Below are 22,055 nucleotides of genomic sequence, written 5' to 3'. Positions count from 1 at the left end.
TGATTTGTTAATTATATAATCTAAGCTTCCTCTACTTCGAGGACTTGATCGATTAATTTTGCAGCCGCCTCCAAGTGTCCCATATCGAGTTCCTGTGCAGCTTCTTGTATTAGTTTTTGGAGCATGTTTTTTTTCAATTAGTAATGAGTAATTAATAATGAGTGGTTAAAATGTATGCTTCGACTCCGCTCAGCAAGAGTAAAAGTTAAAGGGTGAAAAAGTGAAAGGGTGAAAAAGTAAAAGAGTGAAAAAGTAAAAGAGTGAAAGAGTTAATCCCGATCCTAATCCATCGGGACGGGAGTTAAAGAGTGAAAATGCAGATCCCTACCTTTATACCTTTACACGTTTCTACTTTTATACTTTTATACTTTTCTACAATTAAATTTAGGATGCCATTGCTCCTGCCTCTGTAGCCTTCATCTGTTCTACCTCATCCGATGAAATCTCGGCAAGTACGCAGCAGCCCAGGCTTTCGAAGCGAAGTACAAGTCGGTGTTGACCGCGAATTTGGATCAATTCTCCCAGCACACCTTTTAAAGGTCCTGATGTGACTTCGAGCTGTTCGCCTTTCTTAAAACTGCGAGCGCTTACTTCAACTTCACGATCCTGATCAGCCAGGAAAGCCTTGAGTCCTTTAATTTGCGATTCAGGAATGATAACGGCTTTTCCTCCAAAGGAGACATAGCGCACAGCCCATGTAGAATGTATAGCTTGATGGTACTCTCGCTCGCTCACCCTAATAAAAACATAGGAGGGAAAAAGTGGGCTCTCTACCCATTTTTCACGATCGCTCCACACACGCAACTCCTTTTTAAGGGGCAGATAACAATCCACACCCATAGCTGCAAGCTCCTCGTACAACTTCCTCTCCGATCGAGAGCGGGTATATATGGCATGCCATTTATATTGGCGTTTTATTGTCTGCAATGCTTTAGTCTTTTGGGTTCAATCCCCAGGTTAAAATGCCCGTTTTAGTGTGCTGCTGATACAGCTTCGCCCCTTCAGTCCCATAAATCCTTTATGGCCTGTTATCGTTTTACAAAAAAAAGGCAACTGAACTAGGGTTTTGAACACCAGCCAATTACACGATTTTATTTATGTGGAATAGAATTTCTCTGAAAAAAGCAAGCTTTTTATAGAGAGCGAACAAAAGTACATTTAAAATCCCCAATAAAAGTTGTCAAATCTGTCAAGTTATAAACAGGTGCAACTTATTGACGAAACGCTCTTATTACTACATAAACATAAAGAAAACACTAGACTAACTTTTATATTTATCAGATATAAACATCTTAATATCGAAATTATGTTAATATTATACTGGCTTTAAAGAGTGCAAAGCTTTGCATAAATAATAGAGGTTTTCCTTCATTTAGTAAAACATCACTAATAGACTATGATTCTAGAAAATAAGCCTTATTTGGAAAATTAAACTAAGACAAAAATATGGGTTGAGTCCCCTTTGGAAGTGCTATTTCATTTGGGGAATAAAAAGCGGCAAAGCAGTGAGAAATGATAATCATTACTTTTATAGTAGAGAGTCAGTACAATCCCCAAAAACATAACTTCTTTCCTTGCAGATACATCTTCAAATATTACTTTATAAACGCTGCTACAATTAGACAGCTAAAGTGATTTTACGAAATAGGTATCCGAATGAGTTATTCAAATATGGAGTGAATTTGAGCTCATTTTGAAATGAAGGTGAAAACAAAACCCTCTTAAACCAAAGGGTATAAGAGGGTTTGATGCTATTTCACGAAGTTTGAGTTCATCCCAGTGCAGCAGCAGGGGATCGAGGCCAATACCACAATCATTAATTATCAAACAATTACACACTAAAGGTATCCGAATAGCTGTCTGGTTTATTTCTGGAAATTTTAGCCAGAGCAAATGCTTTCAGCTTTAATTCTTACTCATTTCCTGAGATATGGTTCCTCTCCGCCTCTTTACTTTACAAAATCATTAAAGGCATTATAGGTTCCTCCGCTTTGTTGAGCTTCTGCCTGCTCTTGGATTCGCATCTGCTGAGCGATCCAGTTTTTCCCCATCTCCTGAAGTTGTGAGTGAGCATGAGCAAAGAACATCTTGTAGGAAGCACAAAAACGAGGCATTCCGTTGAATTTAGGATCCTTTACGCGATCTTTGGTACAACCGCCAAAGCAGTGTTTCAAGTAAGGACAAATTTTACATTTGCGAGGTAAATTAGCCTTAATGCAGCCAAACTCATGTTGTTTTTTGGAATTCAGCATGTTGATAATCTTCTTCTCCTTGATATTACCCAACTTCCATTTAGGATCCACAAAGAAATCACAGGAATAGACATCGCCATTGTGTTCAATAACGGTGTAAACACCACATTCCTTCTGAAGTGTACATTCAGGAGATGGAATACCGACATAAGTAGGGAAAATAGAATCGAAATGACGCACTGAAGTCGTGGGTATACCATTCTTAAAGTCCTTAATCCAAAGATCCCATAGCTTACAAAGAACCTCTCCATATTTTTCTGGTGAAAGTGAAAAGGAAGCCGCCTGTCTTGGATTTTCCTTATCGGTTTCCACAATAGGGATAAACTGCATATAATCAAAGCCCAGCTCTTTATGGTAGTTGTAAATCTCCTCAATATGGTCGGCCGAATGATCGGTCAAACAAGTCAGAACATTGGTTGCAACACCTCTTTCCAATAACATTTTAGCATTGCGAGATACAATTTTCCAGGTGGGTTTGCCAGCCTGAGTTAAGCGGTAATGATCGTGAATATGCTGAGGTCCGTCCAATGACAAGCCCACAAGCCAGTTGTATTCTTTCAGAAAATCTGCCCACTCTTCATTCAAAAGCAGTCCGTTGGTCTGCAAACCGTTTCCAACGTTTTTCCCATTTCCATATTTTTGTTGTAGTTTAATCACCTTTTTGAAGAAATCCAATCCCATCAGAGTGGGTTCTCCACCTTGCCAGCCAAAGGACACATCTGGTCCAGATTGCTCCATCACCTGTCGAATAAGAATCTCAAGAGTTTCATCATCCATACGGTGAACCTTCTGCTGGTGATACAATCCAGCCTTTTCAAGATAAAAACAGTAAGTACAATTCAGATTACAATCTGGACCTGATGGTTTCACCAAGACCGAATTCAATGGTTTTTTAATCATATCTTCTTCTCCTTTTCCACAGCCTGAAAAATAGATTTCTAAAGCTGTTCTCTCCTCCAATACGATCGGAAGCAGTTGATGTTCTTAAATATTATAATTCCAGGAATCTAAAAATACAGATCCCTTTCCGAATAAGAATTTGTCATGGTAAATATACTTACAAACCTATTATCTATAGGTGCCCTTATCGTTCAGAATAGGTCTAAAATTAGTTCATTATTGCTATTTTATACCATTTTAATATCAAAATGCGTGGTATAATGCCGAGTGACAATCATAGGAGCTTAAGAAGCGAAGCGCACATAAGCGACATTTTGATTGCAAATCGGTATTAATGGCATACAAGAGCTGATAGAGCAAAAAAAAGGTTTGCACCCAATTTGGAAGCAAGCTTTTTGTCTTAGTTGAAAAGGCTCATTTTTTAGCCTAATCGTATGTTTTCATATCAATCACCTTAAGTGAAGAAATGGTATTATCCATATCCGTATCGAGACTGCGTTTGGTTTGCGTATAGGCTATCTCGCTTCCCTTAAAATTCCACTTCCCCCATCATCTTCTATTATTATCCATTAAAAACATTGATTTTATCGCAAAAACCAATCGTACACACAAGAGCCTGCAAGTCTGCATATTACATATGAGTGAAACCGAATGAATTCATTCCACCTCACTCGGTTTCACTAATCATAAAGCTTAAAATCACTTCATTTGATAAGAATAAATTCAATCCTATACTAGAGCACAAAATTCATTATCTAATTAAAATTAAAGCTATGTCAGACGTTACTATTGTTACAAAAAGGGATTTTAAAGAGTTCCAAACTGAATTGCTGGATGCAATTGAAACAAAATTTAAAAGTGAATTAATAATATTCACAGGAAAGGAATTAAGTAAAGCACTCAGAGTAAAAGCCAATACGCTATCTAAATTCAGGACAATGGGACTACCGTTCATTCGAATGGATAATGGGAATTATTTATACGATAAAAAAGATGTAGAAAAATTCATATCCGAACACAAGTTTAGCCATTTAAAGGAATTGTAATTTATTTCTTATAGATCAATAAAAGAAATTTGAAATATTATAAATATTCTCAAATCAACAAACAGGTTCTGATATAAAAAGAAGGGAGCTAGTAGGAACAGGACAGAGTCCGGTTCTCAAAATTCTTTTTACTATAAATCACTGGTTTTCATATACATGAAAAGGTCACAATATACTAACTTTCTTAAACCCATCATTTCAAAAGCCATATCAACCTGAATATCAATACAATTATTAATATAACTATATATTAAAATGACTACAAAACTAACAACAACTAATATAGGTAACCCAGAAAAAGAACAATTAAAAAAACTGGCAATTAAACATAGCATGAGTCAAGTCGATTTCATAAATGCATGTATAATATACTTTTCAAATACTCCAATTAGCCCATGCGAACCACCTACTTCCGTTCAATATGAGATTAATAAATTACGTAAACGCTTAGACCAAATAATAGGATTTATACGCACTCATGAAGAAAAACGCCTGAATCCATTACTTAACAATATGATAGTTATAGAGAGGAGGTTAAGAGAAACAAATTTTAATCTCCAAATCGATAATCTTATAGATGCACACAAAGATCTTTATGGTGAGATAGGGAAACAGGTATATAAGCTAGAACAGAGCTTTGGAAAGCTTATAAATATCTTAAAAAACGAGGACATTGTTGCGAAAGAACGATATGAACATCAGATTTTTCAAATCGATCAAGTTTTTGAAATGCAACATGCTGCAAGTCAACTTTTGATAAATAAAGGTATGATGGATTATAAGAAAGAAGATGTCGAACGAATTTATAAAATCAAAAAAAATTATGCCAATTACAAAATTTGATGCCACTAAAGGCACTTCATCAAACAAAGGTAGCTGCAGGAGCTTAGTGAATTACTTAGAAAAAGAAAATATACATCGAAAAATTTATGACATGGAGTTCTTTTTTAATCACCTCAACAATTTAATCCCAGATTATGAAGTTGTTAATAGCATCGATGGTTTAAAACAAGGTTTATCTAAAGACGATGCGAAATTTTACTCAGGATCGATCAATTTATCACAGGAAGAATTGTCTTTCCTTAATAATGATATCAAAGCAATTAAGGCTTACACAATTGAAGTTATTAAGCTATATGCTGCGAATTTCAATAGAGAAGGGCTTACAATCAATGACCTCAACTGGTTTGCTAAACTAGAAATGAATCGATATCGAAAAGCAGAGGATCCAAAAGTAATAAGTGGCGAAGCAAAAATTGGTGATAAAATAATTGACTCAACACAAATTCACACCCACTTCATAATAGGACGTAAGACATTGGACAACAAACAGAAACTCTCTCCAAAAACTAACCATAGGTCAACTAATTCAGGACCTGTAAGAGGTGGTTTCGATCGAGAGCTATTTACCATAGCCTGCGAGAAGAAATTTGACCAGATGTTTAATTATAATCGCCCTACTGTACAAACATACGACAGTCAAAATAAAATGAAGAACGGCGAACTTGGGAAACGCTATAATTTAATAGCTGGAGAAGAAAAGAAACGAATCAAGGAAATTGAATATTCTCAATTATCCAACGATGATAAGGAGAAAAAATTAATCAAATTAATACAGTTTATTCGCTTTGGACATAAAGAACAGAAAAGAATCCTGGACAAAGATCTTATCTTGAAAACAGCTGCTAACAATCAATGGAATGGCAATACATATCACGCATTAATAAATCTAAACCAGAAACTCAAGAAAGATCCTGAATTACGTGGAGACTTAACACTTTATATTATCAAATATATTGAGTTTTTGAACAAGCCTTACAAAGAATTACCTCAGAGTTTTAAGCACGCTAGGCTTAAATATTTAATTAATCAATTAAATAAAAGACTTCCTGAAGATGCTCAACTTGATCATAATAAGCTATTACAAAAAGAAACTATTAAAGGCTTTAATGGTGGGGTAAATAAAGGGCTATTGGTACTTCAAGAGTATATTTCAGAATCAAAAGATATCGGTAATGATCCAACTCGTTTCGTTTTAAACCAATCAGAAAGCTCAACCGGAACGAGATCTGAGAATTCAGGATCTACTGCAAGTAACTTCTCACAATTAATAAAGCTAAATATAAATTCAAATTATATATCTAGTGACGAATTTGAAAATGATGAAGAGGAATTAAAACGCAAAAAGAAAAGAAGGCGTCTGAGAATGTGAGAAATCCATCCTACCCTAAATAATTAACTAAAAATTCTGCGATTAAAATTTGCCTCTATGTGGTTTAACAAACTATGTGGATAAGAATTCCACACCCTAATTATAACATGATAAAAACAACAAGGCCGCATATATTCATCGCATAATCAAGCAATACCGTTTACAAACTAAAGAAAACTATGGGAAAAACTGAGAAAAATAAAATCATTACAAATAGATTTCATCTTACTGAAGAATTTATAAATGAACGATATGAATTGAGATTAAATGTTATTTCAATCGAAATTGAAATCCGAAATAAGAATAAGTCAAAATGGAAATTATTAAACGAGAATAGTCTGTATGTTGAACTGCAAAAAGCAGGTATAAATATAAGCATATCAAATCTATTGGCTCTTTTAAAGTCAGACTATGTGCCAGAATACAATCCTTTTGAATATTATTTTTATAATCTCCCTGATTGGGATGGAATCGATCATATTGGAAAACTAGCTTCATTCATAAAGATTAAGCATCACAATTCATTTGAGAAACAATTCAGGAAATGGTTGGTTCGTCTTGTTAAAACTGCCATAGATGATAAATTCTTCAACAAACAAGCCTTAATATTCGTTCAAAATGATCAAAATAGTGGTAAAACAACTTTCTGTAGGTTTTTGTGCCCACCTTCTATCGAAAACTATATAGCAGAGAATATTTCTATTGACAAAGATAGCCGCATAGCACTAGCTACGAACATCCTAATCAATTTAGATGAGTTAAGCACTCTATCAAAAAATGATATCAATAGTTTAAAAGCATTATTCTCTAAGGAGAAAATTAATGACAGACTCCCCTATGCACGTAAAACTTCAGTTATTCCTAGAAGATGTAGCTTTATTGGTTCAACGAATGAAATGGATTTTCTTATGGATGGTACAGGCTCAGTAAGGTGGTTATGCTTTGAAATTGATGGTATCAATTGGGAATATTCTAATAATATCAATATTGATTTAGTGTATGCTCAGGCCTATCATTTATCGAAAATTGATTTTAATTGCAATTTATCATTGATTGATATTAGAGAAAATGAATCACGAAATCAAATTTTTCAGTGTCTTTCAGAAGAAAGACAATTAGTTGAAAAGTATTTTTCTGTCGACAAATCTGATAATTCTAAAAATTTTATGACAGCTACAGATGTCAAAACTAGATTGAATCAATTGGTTATCAACTTAAATTTAAGTGTTGTTAAGATTGGAAAAGCTCTTAAACAGATTGATGCTCCAAAGAAAAAATATAAAGGTGTTTATGGATATTATCTGATTGAAAAAAAACAAATCTAAAGTTCTCATCTTACCTATCCTACCCTACTATGTAACGTTTACATAGTCAGGGTATTATTTTGGGTAAGAATAAGTATATCTATCTTACCATTGGGATAAGACAATTCTCTCTTAATAAGATATGGTAACCTTTGAGTAACTTGTTTCAGCGTATTTGTATCGGATAAAACATTACTTATAAAAAAATTAGGTAACAAGGTAAGAAGGGTAAGATACTCACTTACAAAATAACTTTAATTCATAGTTTTCAATCACTTTTTTGAATCTCAAATTTGTGACCACAAACTTGGCAAATAACAAGATAGTAGCTTACAAATGTTCCTATTTTGATTGGCTTAAAAACAAGTTCATTTTCCTCACCACATTTTTCACATATCGTTTTCATAGCTAGCTAAATTTTTATCAATTGATTATTTACCCCATTATAAATAAAGATCCATCTCATTTATGCAATTATTTTAAGTCAATACTTGTTGAAATAATTTGTTTAAATGCAGCCAGTTCATCTTTGGAAAATCGAAAATACTGAACATTAGGTTGATTATTAAAATGACAAAATATCTTAAGTAGTATTTCCATTTCTAATCTCTTCGCTTTTGTTATTTCAAAATCAGAGAGAAAACTAAGAAGTTTGGTTGTGTCATCATTTGTTTTTTGAGAAGTACTTTTCTTCGATTCGAGTAATGAGCCACCGACTAGGTATAACATTTTAAGGTAGCCTAGTAACTTATCATAAAAGAAATCTGACTCACTCTCATTCTTTACAGAGATATGATTAGATATCGTACCTAGTTTATAATCTACAAGCTCTCCAGACATAATATGTGAGAACATTTCTTGGATTAGAATATTTCGATTCCCACCTGTTACCTTAATAATTTCATCACTCGTAATCAAATTATTCTCATCCATTAGGTGAAATAGGGCACAAAATTTAACAGGTGCGCAAATAACTTTTTCTGAGGCTTTTCTCTTGGAACTAGAATTAGTATTGTTTGATATTGTAGAAGAATTTATTTTAGTTGAAGATAAAACCTCTAGTTTAGACAAAAGATAATCGTTGTATTCTATTAATTTTCGTTGTGATTTACTTTTATTGAAAAACATTAATGGCATGAACAAAAGAACCGAACACGTTAAGTAAAACACTGCCTTTATTAAAAATAAATTCAATTCTGTGATTGAACCAAAAAAATCAAGAAATTTAAACAACAACAAACAACTACCTGAAAATAACAACAATACACTTACTATTATTCTACCCTTATAATAAAATTGGATATCAGATATTCTATTATTAACCGTATCTATCCTATCATGAATTGTAAAACTCTCAGAAGAAGAATTTAGTATTTGGTCATACTCAGAGATCATCCTCCCATAAATAATACGAGATTTATTACCCTGTGAATAAAATGTAACCCAATCTAATATTACAATGACAAATCTTTTAAAGAAAGTAATTACTTTGGTCAATTTAATCTTCATATTTTTCATTAAATTTATTTTTTAGTTTATTCATTTCCTTTGACACTTTTTCTTCTACAACCTTAGCATATATCTGTGTTGTTCTAATTGATTTATGCCCCAGCATAGCTGAAACTGTTTCTATTGAGATATCATTACTCAAGGTGATTGTTGTTGCAAAAGTGTGGCGTGCTACGTGCGTTGTTAAGTTTTTTTCAATCTCACACAAATCTGCAATTTCCTTTAAGTAAGCATTATATTTAACGTTTGATGGAATCGGGAACAGCTTCCCTCGCAAGATTGATTCAGGATGACTCTTATATTTTTCAATCATCTCTTCTGCCTTTGGTAATAATGGAACATTTGATTGAATGTCATTTTTAGTTCTTGAAGTAATAATCCATTTACTTCCATCAAAATGAGTTTGAATATCATTAGGCGCTAACTTTTCAATTTCACTGTATGGATATCCTGTGTAACATGAAAAAACAAAGAAATCCCTAATCATTTCAAGCCTTCTGATTCTAAATACTTTCTTTTCCAGTCGATCGAGTTCTTCACGAGATAAATAAACTCTCTTTGTATCTTCAAGTTTTACACTGAATTGTATAAAAGGATCCTTATGCAACCATTCTCTTTTAATAGCTAGGGAAATAACTTTCTTAAAGTTTTTAATATACTTTATTGAAGTGTTGTGATTGCATTTGCGTACAGTTTTTAGGTAGTGATCAAGATCTTCAATAAATTGATAGTTTAATTCTTTTAAGAAAAAATCGTCTTTCCCATATTGAAGTTTTACAAAATTCTTCACATGACTGAGAGTCGTTTTAAATCTAGTATAAGTTGTGTCAGAATAGTCAATACCGACTCTTTCCTTAACAGTTTGATTGTGGATTTCGAATACTTCAAATATTGATTTACTTTTCTTTTGTTTTCCAAAAAACAAATCTTTAATTAGGGCAGAAGTAACGGTTTCATCATCTTCAATCAACTTTTGGTATATTGAGTAAGCTTTACTCTTTAAGCTCAATAAAAATCGATTTAAAGCCTTAATTTCCTCCTTAGTTCCTTTTACTTGGCCTGCCTTACTATTCCATTTTTCAGGAACGACAAAATGCTTGGTCGAAATTTCGGCTCTTTTCCCATTAACAGTAACCCTTAAGAATATTGGAGCCTCCCCTTTCTTATTAAGCTTGTCTTTGCGGATATGTAATAAAATACCTAAACTGAGTGCTAATTTCATAATCAAGAAATATCGGTAGAAATCTAATATAATCTGGACACCTATTTCAAAAAGCAAAGATAGGTGTCCGAACAGGTATCCTAGATATTGATACTTTTTAATAATATTTGATTATGAAGGTAAAAAAAAATCGCTCAAAGTCAAGACTTTGAGCGATTTTAATGGAGAATGAATTCCATTTCGTGGAGCTGCAGGGGATCGAACCCTGGTCCAAACATGCGATTAATAAGCTTTCTACATGCATATTCCGTTATTAATTTTCGAATCTAGCTAGGGAAAGGACACCCGACACTAAACCTTATCTTTTTAATTTCGCCAACTCCCCAAAGCGTGAAGCCAACTAACCATGAATTGATAGCATCCCATATACTTACCGGAACAAGGTGGAACCATAAGCGGGATGTCTCGTCCTGACTCCTAGAGAAAGGATAAAGCTTAATCTACTGTAATTCGATTAGGCAGCAAGAGCGTAGTTATTTTCGCCAATTGCAAAGATGTGACCTAAGATTTACGAGCCAGATACACAATGCTCGACATGCTTACATACAAATTCTTCATGCTGTCAAAAGCCACGTCAGCCCCAGAATTTGTACAAAGCTAGGAAATTCAACTGGATTAAGCTTGTTTTTTCTTCGAAAACTTATCTATTATTATTAAATTGGTGATCCTTAATGGAAATCGATATTAATAATTGATCTTCAAAATCTAAATTTAACCACACACACTAAAATAATGATTAGACCCACACGCATTGGAGTACTTCGCGAAACCAAGAATCCACCCGACAGAAGAGTAGCCATTACGCCTCAACAAGGCTTGAATATATTAAAATCACATCCCAACATTAGCATATTTATTCAACCCAGCGATATTCGCTGTTACACCGATGCTGAATACCGTAAAGCAGGTTTTTTTTTAACTGAGGACTTACGAGAATGTGATATTCTAATTGGAGTTAAAGAGGTGACTATACCAACCCTCATCCCCAACAAAAAATACATTTTCTTCTCACATACTGCAAAAAAACAAGCTTATAATCGAAAACTCCTTCAGGAAATTTTAAAACGCAATATCACCCTTATCGATTACGAATACCTGTGCAATGATAAAGGCAAACGAATAGTCGCTTTCGGTTATTGGGCTGGTGTGGTAGGCGCATACAAAGCATTACGTGCACGAGGTATGCGCACCGATTCTTTCGATCTGCCACCAGCAAGATCCTGCCTTAATATGGATGAGATGTACAGACATCTGAAAAAGATTAGTCTGAAACCTATAAAAATTTTGATTACGGGTGGTGGTAGAGTAGCGATGGGAGCTATGCAAACCATTCGGGTATTAAACCTAAAAGAGGTTTCTCCTAAAGATTTTTTACACAAAGAGTATAATGAACCCGTAGTTTGTAGGATAGATCCCGAAAATTACGTTGAGCGAATTGATGGAAATGAATTTAAACTTCAACACTTCTACGATCACCCAGAGATGTATCGTTCAACATTCAAGCCATTTACCAAGACTACCGATTTGTTTATAGCCTGTCATTACTGGGATCCAAAATCACCAAAATTTATTAAACCTGAAGAATATAGGGAGGATGATTTCAATATTTCTGTAATTGCCGATGTTAGTTGTGATGTTAACGGGCCAATTCCGTCAACATTACGCCCATCTACGATTGCATCATCTTTTTACGGATATGACCGATTTACAGGAGAGGAAGCAATACCTTTTGTCGACAAAAGAAATGTAACAGTAATGGCTGTAGATAATTTACCTGGAGAATTACCCCGCGAATCTTCTGAAGATTTTGGGAAAGCTTTAACCGAGCATGTTTTCCCAGCTTTATTAGGCGATATTGATAATCAAATTATAGAACGAGCTAGTATTACCAGAGATGGACAGCTAACAACGGCATTTAGTTATTTGCAAGATTTTGTCCTCAAAACAGAATAAAGCAAAAGCCCAATCCTAATAAGATTGGGCTTTCAAATATCTTTCGATTATAATTTATAATTGCTTTAGATCAGCAATAGTTTGTGTTGGATTCGTTGAGTTGAAAACAAAGCTACCTGCAACCAAAGCATCAGCTCCAGCTTCAACTAATTTCTTACCAGTCTCTAAGTTTACACCACCATCAATTTCGATAATCACATCCGTATTCTTCTCAGCAATTAAAGCTTTAAGTTTTTCAATCTTAGTATAGGTGTTTTCAATAAAACTCTGACCTCCAAAGCCTGGGTTTACACTCATCAATAAAACCAAATCGATATCTTGAATAATATCTTCAAGCACAGAAATGGGTGTATGAGGATTAAGAGAAACGCCTGCTTTCATGTCATGAGAATGAATATTCTGAACGGTACGGTGTAAGTGCGTACAAGCCTCGTAGTGAACTGTTAGAATATCAGAACCCGCTTTCTTGAAAGCTTCAATATAACGATCTGGATCTACAATCATCAAATGTACATCAAGTGGTTTCTTAGCAATCTTACTGATTTGCGAAACTAAAGGAAGACCATAAGAAATATTTGGCACGAAAACGCCATCCATGATATCTAGGTGAAACCAATCGGCATCACTATTGTTTACCATATCTATATCGGCTTTCAAATTCATGAAATCTGCCGCTAGTAATGAAGGTGATATTAATGTTTGCATCTGTATAAGGGGCTTTTATTTGTTATGCAGCAAAGATAAAAGATTTTACAGAACTTATCTTTCTAAATTAATTTAAAGCCCTCGTTTTTTAAAATCAAAAAAGTGTACTGTCAGAATAAACTGCAATACACTTCTCTATTATTTTACTCAAAAACCTATCCACTAACTCAAAACGTTCTATCCCAAATAAGTCTTCAATATTTTAGATCTAAAAGTCGATTTCATTTTTTTGATTGCTTTTTCTTTTATCTGACGCACACGTTCACGAGTCAGATCAAATTCCTTACCAATTTCTTCCAATGAACAGGGCGGATTGCCCTTTAAACCAAAATACATGCGAATAATGGTCGCTTCTCTGTTCGACAATGTTGAAAGTGAACGCTCAATTTCAATAATCAAAGAATCTTTTAGTAATGTTATATCTGGTCCAATATCGTCAGTACTTAAGAGAATATCATATAAGGTATTATCCTCTTCAGCATTAATTGGTGCATCCATTGAGACCTGACGACCAGAAGCCCTAATCGCATCTTTCACATCCTTTGGGCTCATATCTAAAACATTAGCTATTTCATCGGGTGAAGGCTCACGTTGATATTCCTGCTCAAGTAGAGCAAGGGTTTTACTAATTTTATTTATCGATCCGATTTTATTCAGAGGTAATCTTACAATTCGAGATTGCTCTGCCAAGGCTTGCAATAAAGATTGACGAATCCACCAAACGGCATAAGATATAAATTTAAAACCACGTGTTTCATCGAAACGTTGAGCGGCTTTAATTAAGCCCAAATTGCCTTCATTAATCAAATCAGAAAGACTTAGTCCTTGATTTTGATATTGCTTAGATACCGAAACAACAAACCTTAAATTCGCCTTAATCAAACGATTCAATGCCGTTTTACTTCCTTTCTTTATTTCCCGGGCTAAAGCTACCTCCTCTTCGGCAGTTACAAGGTCTACTTTGCCAATTTCTTGCAAGTAACGGTCCAAAGACGGGGTCTCTCTGTTGGTAACTTGCTTCGTAATTTTCAGTTGTCTCATATTCGGTAAGGGGATTTAGGTCATCTGATAAAAAACATCAAATATTTTAAACTCATATCTTAAAGAAATAGAATTTATTGTAATAATCAAAATCATAAACCTATAATTTTCACCTTTTTAGCTAATTTAGAATTGGTGAGGGGCACTAATTATTATAATTTATTATACGTAAACACGAATTCATAAATAAAGCTCTGAATCCTCTAAACATGAAGTAAATATCACACTAAACAAAATATATAGGAAGCATAATTAAGTGAATCTAATGAGACAACTAAGGTGTAGATAACTCAATAATAACATTATGGCTTCTTTTTTTTTGTGTTTTGTAAGTTATTGTGTAATATTGCAAGAGAATTCCAGTAGATTTCACTTTCTGAGATCGAAAAATCAAATCCCTAGAAGATAATATTTCTATCAAATTATAAAATCCAAAATATCTAACAATATTGTTTATGTACGACATTCTTGAATTAAACAAGAAGCTTGTGCCCGAATTGAAAGAGATTGCTAAAGAACTTAACATCAAAAAAATCGAGTCCTTTAAAAAGCAAGACTTAATCTATAAAATTCTTGACCAACAAGCCATTGTAGCTTCAGAAATGAAAAGTTCTGATAAAAAAGCTATACGCAAACGCAGCAATAAAAAAGATGATGACCAGGCTACTAAAGAGGAACCTCGTAAATCAATTCTGCGCAAAAAAAGAAAACCTACAGAGAAGCCAGAAGCTGAAAATGTAGAGAAAACAACTGAAGTTTCAGAAACTCCTGCTCCTACTACGACTTCTGCTCCTACTCCTGCTGCAGCTCCTGCAGAAAAGAAAGAAGTTAGAGAAGTTCGCAAACCAAATCCTCGCAGAAGACGTGAAGAAAATCGTCCTGTTGAAAAAGTGGTGAAAGAAACTGAAGAGACTAAAGAAGTGGTTTCTAAAGAACAAGTGAAATCTGAACCTGTTTCTCAGGAAACAAAAAAAGAGGAAGCTGCTCCACAAGAAGTTGAAGCTCCACAAGAAGTAATTTCTAAGGAGAATACGCCACAGGAGAAACCAGCTCAAGAAAGAGCACCGAAAGAAAGAAACCAAGATAGAGCGCCTCAAGGCAAAAAACGTTTTGAGCGTCGTGAAAAAGAAAGACCATTCGAATTTGATGGTATCATCAGTAACTCTGGGGTACTTGAAATCATGCAAGATGGTTACGGTTTCCTTCGTTCGTCAGATTTCAACTATTTGAACTCACCTGACGATATTTATGTGTCACAATCTCAAATCAAACTATTTGGTTTAAAAACGGGTGATACAGTTCAAGGAACAATTCGTCCTCCTAAAGAAGGCGAAAAATATTTCCCTCTTATTAAGGTTGAGAAAATTAACGGTCGTTTACCTGAAGTTATTCGTGACCGCGTACCGTTTGAACACTTGACACCACTTTTCCCAGATGAGAAATTCAACTTAACTGGAAAAGGAAAAAGCAGTATTTCAACTCGTGTAGTTGATTTGTTCGCTCCTATTGGTAAAGGTCAACGTGGTTTGATCGTTGCACAACCTAAGACAGGTAAAACTGTCCTATTAAAAGAAATAGCCAATGCTATTGCGGCTAACAACCCTGAGGCTTATATGATCATTCTATTGATCGATGAACGTCCTGAAGAGGTTACCGATATGGCACGATCAGTAAATGCTGAAGTGATTTCTTCTACTTTCGATGAGCCTGCAGAACGTCACGTACGTGTTGCTAACATCGTTTTAGAGAAAGCGAAACGTATGGTTGAGTGTGGACACGATGTCGTTATCCTATTGGATTCGATTACACGTCTGGCTCGTGCTTACAATACAGTTTCTCCTGCATCAGGTAAGGTTCTTTCAGGTGGTGTTGATGCGAATGCTCTTCACAAACCTAAACGTTTCTTTGGTGCTGCTCGTAATATCGAGAATGGTGGTTCATTAACTATCCTGGCAACTGCATTAACAGATACTGGATCGAAGATGGATGAAGTTATCTTCGAAGAATTTAAAGGAACTGGTAATATGGAACTTCAGTTAGATCGTAAATTATCTAACAAGCGTATTTACCCAGCTGTTGATCTTACTGCATCGAGTACTCGTCGCGAAGATCTATTGCTTGACGAAGCTCAATTGAATCGTATTTGGGTACTAAGAAACTTCTTAACGGATATGAATTCTGTTGAAGCTATGCAGTTTATTAGTGACAGAATGCGTAAGACTCGTTCGAATGAAGAGTTCTTAGTTTCAATGAATGACAGATAATTATTATTGAACTAAGATTCCCCTTTAAGTCCAAAACGAGTGACTAAGTATTAAAACCAGGGGATATCAGCCTTCATAACTGAATTATAAAGCTTTAAGCTTATTACATAAAAAGGAACAGTGCTAAACAGCATTGTTCCTTTTTTATTTTTACCAAGTATAAATTACAATTCAAACCTGAAATTGCAATCTCAAGATTACAATTGCGCATTTTTATTCTTTAGATTTGTAAGGCAAATTTATAACAGATGAATACTCTATTACAAACTCATTGTAGTTTACTCAAAAATAAAAGAAGCACAATTAAACGTGAGCTCGGTAAAGAAATTGACTGGAGCCATCGCTTAATTGTTATTAAAGGATCTAGAGGTGTGGGAAAAACCACTTTCCTTCTGGACTATATTAGAGAAAACAATCGAGAGAACGATAAGTCTTGCTTATATATCAACCTAAACAATTTATTTTTCACAGAACGAGGCTTAGTTTCCTTTGTAGATGAATTCTACAAAAAAGGAGGAAAAACCTTACTTCTTGATCAAATTCATAAGTACCCTGAGTGGGCTGAAGATCTTCGTGTTTGTTACGACAACTATTCTGATCTTCAAATTATTTTCACGGCCTCATCAATACTTAGAGTTAAAACGAACGAACATATAAAAGATTGCGTTTCTATTTATTATTTAAACGGTCTTTCCTTTCGTGAATTTTTAAATCATGAAGCAGGTTGCGATTTTAAGCGCTATACTTTAAAAGAGATCGTTGAGAATCATGAGGTAATTGTTGAAGAAGTTTTATCAAAGGTTCGTCCATTAGCTTTTTTCAATGATTATTTGAAATTTGGCTATTACCCTTGCTACCTCGAAGAGAAAAGCTTTATCGATAATCTACTTAAGATTATCAACCTAATGCTTGAGTTCGATATCACTTATCTGAATCAGATTGAGTTAAAATACTTAACCAAACTAAAGAAGCTACTCTATATAATTGCTTGCAATGTGCCTTTTCAGCCTAATGTGAGCAAGCTTGCCAACGATGTTGAAACATCAAGAGCAACCATTATGAATTACTTGAGATATTTAAAAAATGCTCGTTTGATTCATTTATTGAATACGTCGGAAGAAGAAGACGAAAAGTTAAAAAAGCCGAACAAGGTGTATTTGCATAATACGAATTTACTTTATGCTATTTCACCTGATAGTGTTTCAGAAAATAGCTTACGCGAAACATTTTTCTACAACCAAGTGGGTGTAGGAAGTGTTTTAACCAGTACCGATAGAGGTCATTTTAAAGTTGATCAGAAATTCAATTTTGAAATAAAAGGAAGTTCAGTTGACATAGAGCCTAAGTTTAGAACGGAAGATTATTTTGTTGCTGCCGACATGATTGAACGTGGCAAAGGCAACACAATCCCATTATGGTTATTCGGCTTTCTTTATTAGTGCAATACTGACACAGAGCTGTGTCTTTACAAATTGATATTTATTATAATAAATATATACAATCTACCATAAATAAAATTTAATTGGAGGAGTAAAATGGCAAAAGAGAAAAAATTCATTACCTGCGACGGTAATGCCGCTGCTGCACATATTGCATATATGTTTAGCGAGGTGTCCTGTATCTACCCTATCACACCATCTTCGCCTATGGCTGAGAGTGTTGACGAATGGGCTGCACAAGGACGTAAAAATCTATTTGGCGAAACAGTTCAATTAGTAGAAATGCAATCAGAAGCGGGTGCTGCAGGTGCCGTTCACGGTTCTTTGCAAGCTGGTGCTTTAACCACTACTTATACTGCTTCTCAGGGATTGTTGTTGATGATTCCTAACATGTATAAAATTGCAGGTGAGTTATTACCTTGTGTTTTCCATGTAACTGCTCGTGCTCTTGCTGCTCAAGCATTAAGTATCTTTGGTGATCATTCTGATGTTTATTCAGCTCGTCAGGCAGGTTTCGCAATGTTAGCTTCAGGTTCTGTTCAAGAAGTAATGGACCTTTCAGCTGTTTCACATTTAACAGCAATCAAATCAAGAGTTCCTTTCATGAACTTCTTCGATGGTTTCCGTACTTCTCACGAAATTCAGAAAATTGAAGAAATTGACATGGAAGACCTAAGAGGTCTAGTTGATCAAGAAGCTCTTCAAGCATTCCGCGACCGCGCTTTGAATCCAGAGACTCCAGTAACTAGAGGTACTGCTCAGAATCCTGATGTTTACTTCCAGTCACGTGAAGCAGCCAACCCATTCTACAATGCGGTTCCTGATATGGTTGCTGATTACATGAAGGAAATGACTAAGATTACTGGTCGTGAGTACAAGCCATTCATGTATTATGGTTCTGAAGATGCTGAGAATATCATCATCGCAATGGGTTCTGTAAACGAAACTATTAAAGAAGCTGTTGATTTCAAAATTGCTAAAGGTGAAAAAGTTGGTTTGGTATGCGTTCACTTGTATCGTCCATTCTCTGCTAAGCATTTCAAAGCAGTTATTCCAGCGTCTGTTAAGCGTATTTGTGTACTTGATCGTACAAAAGAAACGGGTGCTAATGGAGATCCATTGTATCTTGACGTAAGAGACGTATTTTACGGTACTGAAAATGCTCCTATTATTGTTGGTGGTCGTTACGGTTTAGGTTCTAAAGATGTAACTCCATCTCAAATTATTGCGGTTTACAAAAACCTTGCAATGAACGAGCCTAAGAATCAATTCACTTTAGGTATTGTTGATGATGTGACTTTCACTTCTCTTCCATTATTACCAGAAGTTAAGATGAATTCTGAGTCACTTTACGAAGCGAAATTCTACGGTTTAGGTTCTGATGGTACTGTTGGTGCTAACAAGAACTCGATTAAAATTATTGGTGGTTCAACCGATAAGTATTGTCAAGCTTACTTCGCTTACGATTCTAAAAAATCAGGTGGATTTACTGCTTCTCACCTTCGTTTCGGTGATGAGCCAATCCGTTCTACATATTTAGTAACCACTCCTGACTTCATTGCATGTCACGTTCCTGCTTACGTTTATTTATACGACGTATTAAAAGGATTGAAAAAAGGGGGTTCTTTCCTATTGAACTCAATCTATGATACTGAAGAGACTATCAAGCATCTTCCAGATCATATGAAAAAGTACATGGCTGACAATGAGATTAAATTCTACATTATCAACGGTACTAAATTAGGTGAGAAATTAGGTCTTGGTAGCCGTACAAATGCAATTATGCAGGCTGCTTTCTTTAAGATTACAGGTGTAATTCCTTTCGAGCAAGCTGCTGAAGAGATGAAGAAAGCCATTGTTAAATCTTACGGAAACAAAGGTGAAAAAGTTGTTAACATGAACTTCGCGGCTGTTGATGCAGGTGGAGAGAATGTTATTAAAGTTGAAGTTTCTGCTGACTGGAAAAAACTTTCTGATTCACAAGTAGAAGCTGTTAAATCTGAACGTCCTAAGTTTGTTGCTGAGGTTTGTGATCCTATGAATGCTCAAAAAGGTGATGATCTTCCTGTTTCTGCATTCTCTGGTCGTGAAGATGGTACTTTCCCTAATGGAACAACTAAGTTCGAGAAGCGTGGTATCGCTATCAACGTACCTGAGTGGCAAGACGAAACTTGTATTCAGTGTAACCAGTGTGCTTACGTTTGTCCTCACGCTGCTATTCGTCCTTTCATCTTAACCGACGAAGAATTAGCTGCTGCTCCTGCTGGAACTGCTGTTAAGCCTGCAACAGGTAAAGAACTTAAAGGTCTACATTTCCGCATTCAGATTGCAGTTGAAGACTGTACGGGTTGTGGTAACTGTGCTGATGTTTGTCCTGCTCCTAAAGCGAAAGCTCTTGTAATGAAGCATCTTGAAACTCAGTCTGCTGAGAAGGAAAGATGGCATTATATGGACCAAACAGTTGGGTACAAGGAATTGATGCCTAAAAACAATGTGAAGAATTCACAATTTGCTCAACCCTTATTCGAGTTCTCTGGAGCTTGTGCCGGTTGTGGTGAAACACCATATATCAAATTAATCACTCAATTGTACGGTGAGAGAATGATGGTATCAAACGCTACAGGTTGTTCTTCAATCTATGGTGGATCTGCTCCTTCTACGCCTTACTGTAAAAACGATAAGAGTGGTAAAGGTCCAGCTTGGGCCAACTCATTATTCGAAGATAATGCTGAATTCGGTTTCGGTATGAACGAAGGTGTTCGCAAGATGCGTAACCGTATCGAGCTTCGTATGACAACTGCAATCGACGCTGTAAATGCTGAGACTAAAGTTGCATTTACTGAGTGGTTAGAGAATAAGGACAACGGTGAAGCTTCTATTGCTACATCTGCAAAAGTTCTTGCTGCTCTTGAAAACGAAACGCATGCAGTTGCTAAAGAAATCAAAGATCTTAAGACTTTCTTAATTAAGAAGTCTCAGTGGATTTTCGGTGGCGACGGATGGGCTTACGATATCGGATATGGTGGACTAGATCACGTTCTTGCTTCTGGTGAAGATGTAAATGTTTTGGTAATGGATACTGAGATTTACTCTAACACGGGTGGACAAGCTTCTAAAGCAACTCCAGTTGGGGCTGTAGCCAAGTTTGCTTCTGCTGGTAAAGTGATCAGAAAGAAAGACCTTGGTATGATGGCTGCTTCTTATGGTTACGTATACGTTGCTCAGGTTGCAATGGGTGCAAACCACGCTCAATATCTTAAAGCGGTTAAAGAGGCTGAGTCCTTCCCTGGACCATCATTAATCATTGCTTATTCACCATGTATTTCTCACGGTTTGAAAGCTTCTATGGGTAAATCTCAACTAGAAGAAAAGAAAGCTGTTGAAGCAGGATACTGGCACTTATTCCGTAACAATCCATTATTGGAGAAAGAAGGAAAGAACCCATTTGTACTTGACTCAAAAGAGCCACAGTGGGATAAATTCCAGGATTTCTTGTTAGGTGAAGTTCGTTATACTTCGTTACAGAAATCATTCCCTGAAAGAGCTAAGGAGTTATTCGTAGCTGCTGAGGATAACGCTAAGTGGAGATATAAATCTTATGTGCGTCAAGCTGCTTTAGATTTTACTGAAGTGTAAATCAATCGCAATTAAATATAGAAATGCCCGGTTCGAAAGAATCGGGCATTTTTTTGTATTAGCAATAGCACTTTCGTCAAGCTTGATTTAAACCACACCCCTCTGTCCTTCGGACATTTACTCACAACTAAATTTTAAACAAATGTGTTCGTGATCCATCGAATTCCCCTAAAAAGGGAGAAATTCGTTGACAACGATTTGAAGTAATATTCAAGATTTAGTACAATAATATTTCCCTTTTAGGAAACCGTAGAGAAGCGGAGTTCGTGAATATTTATATGGAATTTAAATATCAACCAAGTGCCGGTAGGCGAATGGGTGCTTAAAAAATAAATACAATTTATATAATGGCAGAATTTTCATAATTCACATATTTTAATGGAAATATTCTGTCAATTTTGGAAATCTTGTAATCCTGTGAATCTGTTCCTTTATTCCAAATTTTCACAACATTCTAAAGAACCGAGCAGATAAAAGCTTATCTGCGGAAATAAATTCATAAATATAAGATCTCAAAATCCTTTACTTACGATATAATTCTTCCGCCATACTGATTACCAGAAAATTAAAGA

Annotated in this window: 14 protein-coding genes and 1 other RNA gene; 8 read left to right on the top strand and 7 right to left on the bottom strand. The window is 35.3% G+C overall.

Annotation, left to right across the window (positions count from 1 at the left end; all coding sequences use genetic code 11):
- Window positions 1-384: 384 nt before the first annotated feature.
- Window positions 385-927: a UpxY family transcription antiterminator gene (locus tag ACXR6G_RS19035; protein ID WP_458363042.1), complete on the bottom strand. Its 543-nt coding sequence runs from the start codon at window positions 925-927 to the stop codon at window positions 385-387.
- A 1,022-nt stretch (window positions 928-1,949) separates the two neighbouring features.
- Entirely contained in the window at window positions 1,950-3,212 is a 1,263-nt protein-coding gene (locus ACXR6G_RS19030) for an anaerobic sulfatase maturase (protein WP_458363041.1), read from the bottom strand.
- A gap of 713 nt (window positions 3,213-3,925) precedes the next feature.
- Between ACXR6G_RS19030 and ACXR6G_RS19025 the strand changes: the two genes are divergently transcribed.
- The 4 genes from ACXR6G_RS19025 to ACXR6G_RS19010 all read left to right on the top strand — a co-directional run bounded on the left by ACXR6G_RS19025 (window position 3,926) and on the right by ACXR6G_RS19010 (window position 7,735).
- Window positions 3,926-4,198 (top strand): hypothetical protein, encoded by a 273-nt coding sequence (locus ACXR6G_RS19025; RefSeq protein ID WP_458363040.1) that lies wholly within the window; start codon window positions 3,926-3,928, stop codon window positions 4,196-4,198.
- Window positions 4,199-4,453: 255 nt separating this feature from the next.
- Window positions 4,454-5,041 (top strand): BfmA/BtgA family mobilization protein, encoded by a 588-nt coding sequence (locus tag ACXR6G_RS19020; RefSeq protein ID WP_458363039.1) that lies wholly within the window; start codon window positions 4,454-4,456, stop codon window positions 5,039-5,041.
- Window positions 5,022-6,410, top strand: coding sequence for a DUF5712 family protein (locus ACXR6G_RS19015; protein WP_458363038.1), 1,389 nt, complete (start codon window positions 5,022-5,024; stop codon window positions 6,408-6,410). The genes ACXR6G_RS19020 and ACXR6G_RS19015 overlap by 20 nt, the downstream gene beginning before the upstream one ends.
- A 179-nt stretch (window positions 6,411-6,589) precedes the next feature.
- Window positions 6,590-7,735 carry a VapE domain-containing protein gene (locus ACXR6G_RS19010; RefSeq protein ID WP_458363037.1) on the top strand — a complete coding sequence of 382 codons (1,146 nt, stop codon included), beginning with the start codon at window positions 6,590-6,592 and terminating at the stop codon, window positions 7,733-7,735.
- A gap of 453 nt (window positions 7,736-8,188) precedes the next feature.
- Here ACXR6G_RS19010 and ACXR6G_RS19005 read toward each other — a convergent pair whose 3' ends face one another.
- The 3 genes from ACXR6G_RS19005 to ssrA form a co-directional block, all read right to left on the bottom strand.
- Window positions 8,189-9,232 (bottom strand): hypothetical protein, encoded by a 1,044-nt coding sequence (locus ACXR6G_RS19005; protein ID WP_458363036.1) that lies wholly within the window; start codon window positions 9,230-9,232, stop codon window positions 8,189-8,191.
- On the bottom strand, window positions 9,213-10,445 hold the full coding sequence (locus ACXR6G_RS19000; RefSeq protein ID WP_458363035.1) for a site-specific integrase: 1,233 nt from the start codon (window positions 10,443-10,445) through the stop codon (window positions 9,213-9,215). The genes ACXR6G_RS19005 and ACXR6G_RS19000 overlap by 20 nt, the downstream gene beginning before the upstream one ends.
- 180 nt (window positions 10,446-10,625) lie before the next feature.
- Window positions 10,626-11,027, bottom strand: a transfer-messenger RNA (tmRNA) gene (gene ssrA, locus ACXR6G_RS18995).
- A 150-nt stretch (window positions 11,028-11,177) separates the two neighbouring features.
- Between ssrA and ACXR6G_RS18990 the strand changes: the two genes are divergently transcribed.
- On the top strand, window positions 11,178-12,398 hold the full coding sequence (locus ACXR6G_RS18990) for an NAD(P)-dependent oxidoreductase (protein ID WP_458363034.1): 1,221 nt from the start codon (window positions 11,178-11,180) through the stop codon (window positions 12,396-12,398).
- Between the two features lie 54 nt (window positions 12,399-12,452).
- On the opposite strand, the gene rpe is transcribed toward ACXR6G_RS18990, so the two are convergent.
- Both rpe and ACXR6G_RS18980 read right to left on the bottom strand, forming a co-directional pair.
- Window positions 12,453-13,103: a ribulose-phosphate 3-epimerase gene (gene rpe, locus ACXR6G_RS18985; protein ID WP_458363033.1), complete on the bottom strand. Its 651-nt coding sequence runs from the start codon at window positions 13,101-13,103 to the stop codon at window positions 12,453-12,455.
- 177 nt (window positions 13,104-13,280) lie between these two features.
- Window positions 13,281-14,144 (bottom strand): sigma-70 family RNA polymerase sigma factor, encoded by an 864-nt coding sequence (locus tag ACXR6G_RS18980; protein WP_458363032.1) that lies wholly within the window; start codon window positions 14,142-14,144, stop codon window positions 13,281-13,283.
- A gap of 455 nt (window positions 14,145-14,599) precedes the next feature.
- Here ACXR6G_RS18980 and rho point away from each other — a divergent pair, with 455 nt between their 5' ends.
- From rho to nifJ, 3 genes are all read left to right on the top strand, one after another.
- Window positions 14,600-16,408, top strand: coding sequence for a transcription termination factor Rho (gene rho / locus ACXR6G_RS18975; RefSeq protein ID WP_458363031.1), 1,809 nt, complete (start codon window positions 14,600-14,602; stop codon window positions 16,406-16,408).
- A gap of 248 nt (window positions 16,409-16,656) precedes the next feature.
- Window positions 16,657-17,847 carry an ATP-binding protein gene (locus tag ACXR6G_RS18970; RefSeq protein WP_458363030.1) on the top strand — a complete coding sequence of 397 codons (1,191 nt, stop codon included), beginning with the start codon at window positions 16,657-16,659 and terminating at the stop codon, window positions 17,845-17,847.
- A 96-nt stretch (window positions 17,848-17,943) separates the two neighbouring features.
- Window positions 17,944-21,483, top strand: coding sequence for a pyruvate:ferredoxin (flavodoxin) oxidoreductase (nifJ, locus tag ACXR6G_RS18965; RefSeq protein ID WP_458363029.1), 3,540 nt, complete (start codon window positions 17,944-17,946; stop codon window positions 21,481-21,483).
- Window positions 21,484-22,055: the final 572 nt, after the last annotated feature.

It is taken from the genome of Ancylomarina sp. YFZ004 (assembly GCF_054254355.1).
Note: the sequence above shows the minus strand (reverse complement) of the source record. Positions and strands in the feature narration are given on the sequence as shown.

Bases quoted from the DNA above. Each gene is read 5' to 3' on its own strand.
- ACXR6G_RS19000 (WP_458363035.1), bottom strand. From the start codon at position 10,445: ATGAAATTAGCACTCAGTTTAGGTATTTTATTACATATCCGCAAAGAC.
- ACXR6G_RS19010 (WP_458363037.1), top strand. From the start codon at position 6,590: ATGGGAAAAACTGAGAAAAATAAAATCATTACAAATAGATTTCATCTT.
- ACXR6G_RS19025 (WP_458363040.1), top strand. From the start codon at position 3,926: ATGTCAGACGTTACTATTGTTACAAAAAGGGATTTTAAAGAGTTCCAA.
- ACXR6G_RS19020 (WP_458363039.1), top strand. From the start codon at position 4,454: ATGACTACAAAACTAACAACAACTAATATAGGTAACCCAGAAAAAGAA.
- ACXR6G_RS18980 (WP_458363032.1), bottom strand. From the start codon at position 14,144: ATGAGACAACTGAAAATTACGAAGCAAGTTACCAACAGAGAGACCCCG.
- ACXR6G_RS18970 (WP_458363030.1), top strand. From the start codon at position 16,657: ATGAATACTCTATTACAAACTCATTGTAGTTTACTCAAAAATAAAAGA.
- nifJ (WP_458363029.1), top strand. From the start codon at position 17,944: ATGGCAAAAGAGAAAAAATTCATTACCTGCGACGGTAATGCCGCTGCT.
- ACXR6G_RS19005 (WP_458363036.1), bottom strand. From the start codon at position 9,232: ATGAAAAATATGAAGATTAAATTGACCAAAGTAATTACTTTCTTTAAA.
- rpe (WP_458363033.1), bottom strand. From the start codon at position 13,103: ATGCAAACATTAATATCACCTTCATTACTAGCGGCAGATTTCATGAAT.
- rho (WP_458363031.1), top strand. From the start codon at position 14,600: ATGTACGACATTCTTGAATTAAACAAGAAGCTTGTGCCCGAATTGAAA.
- ACXR6G_RS18990 (WP_458363034.1), top strand. From the start codon at position 11,178: ATGATTAGACCCACACGCATTGGAGTACTTCGCGAAACCAAGAATCCA.
- ACXR6G_RS19015 (WP_458363038.1), top strand. From the start codon at position 5,022: ATGCCAATTACAAAATTTGATGCCACTAAAGGCACTTCATCAAACAAA.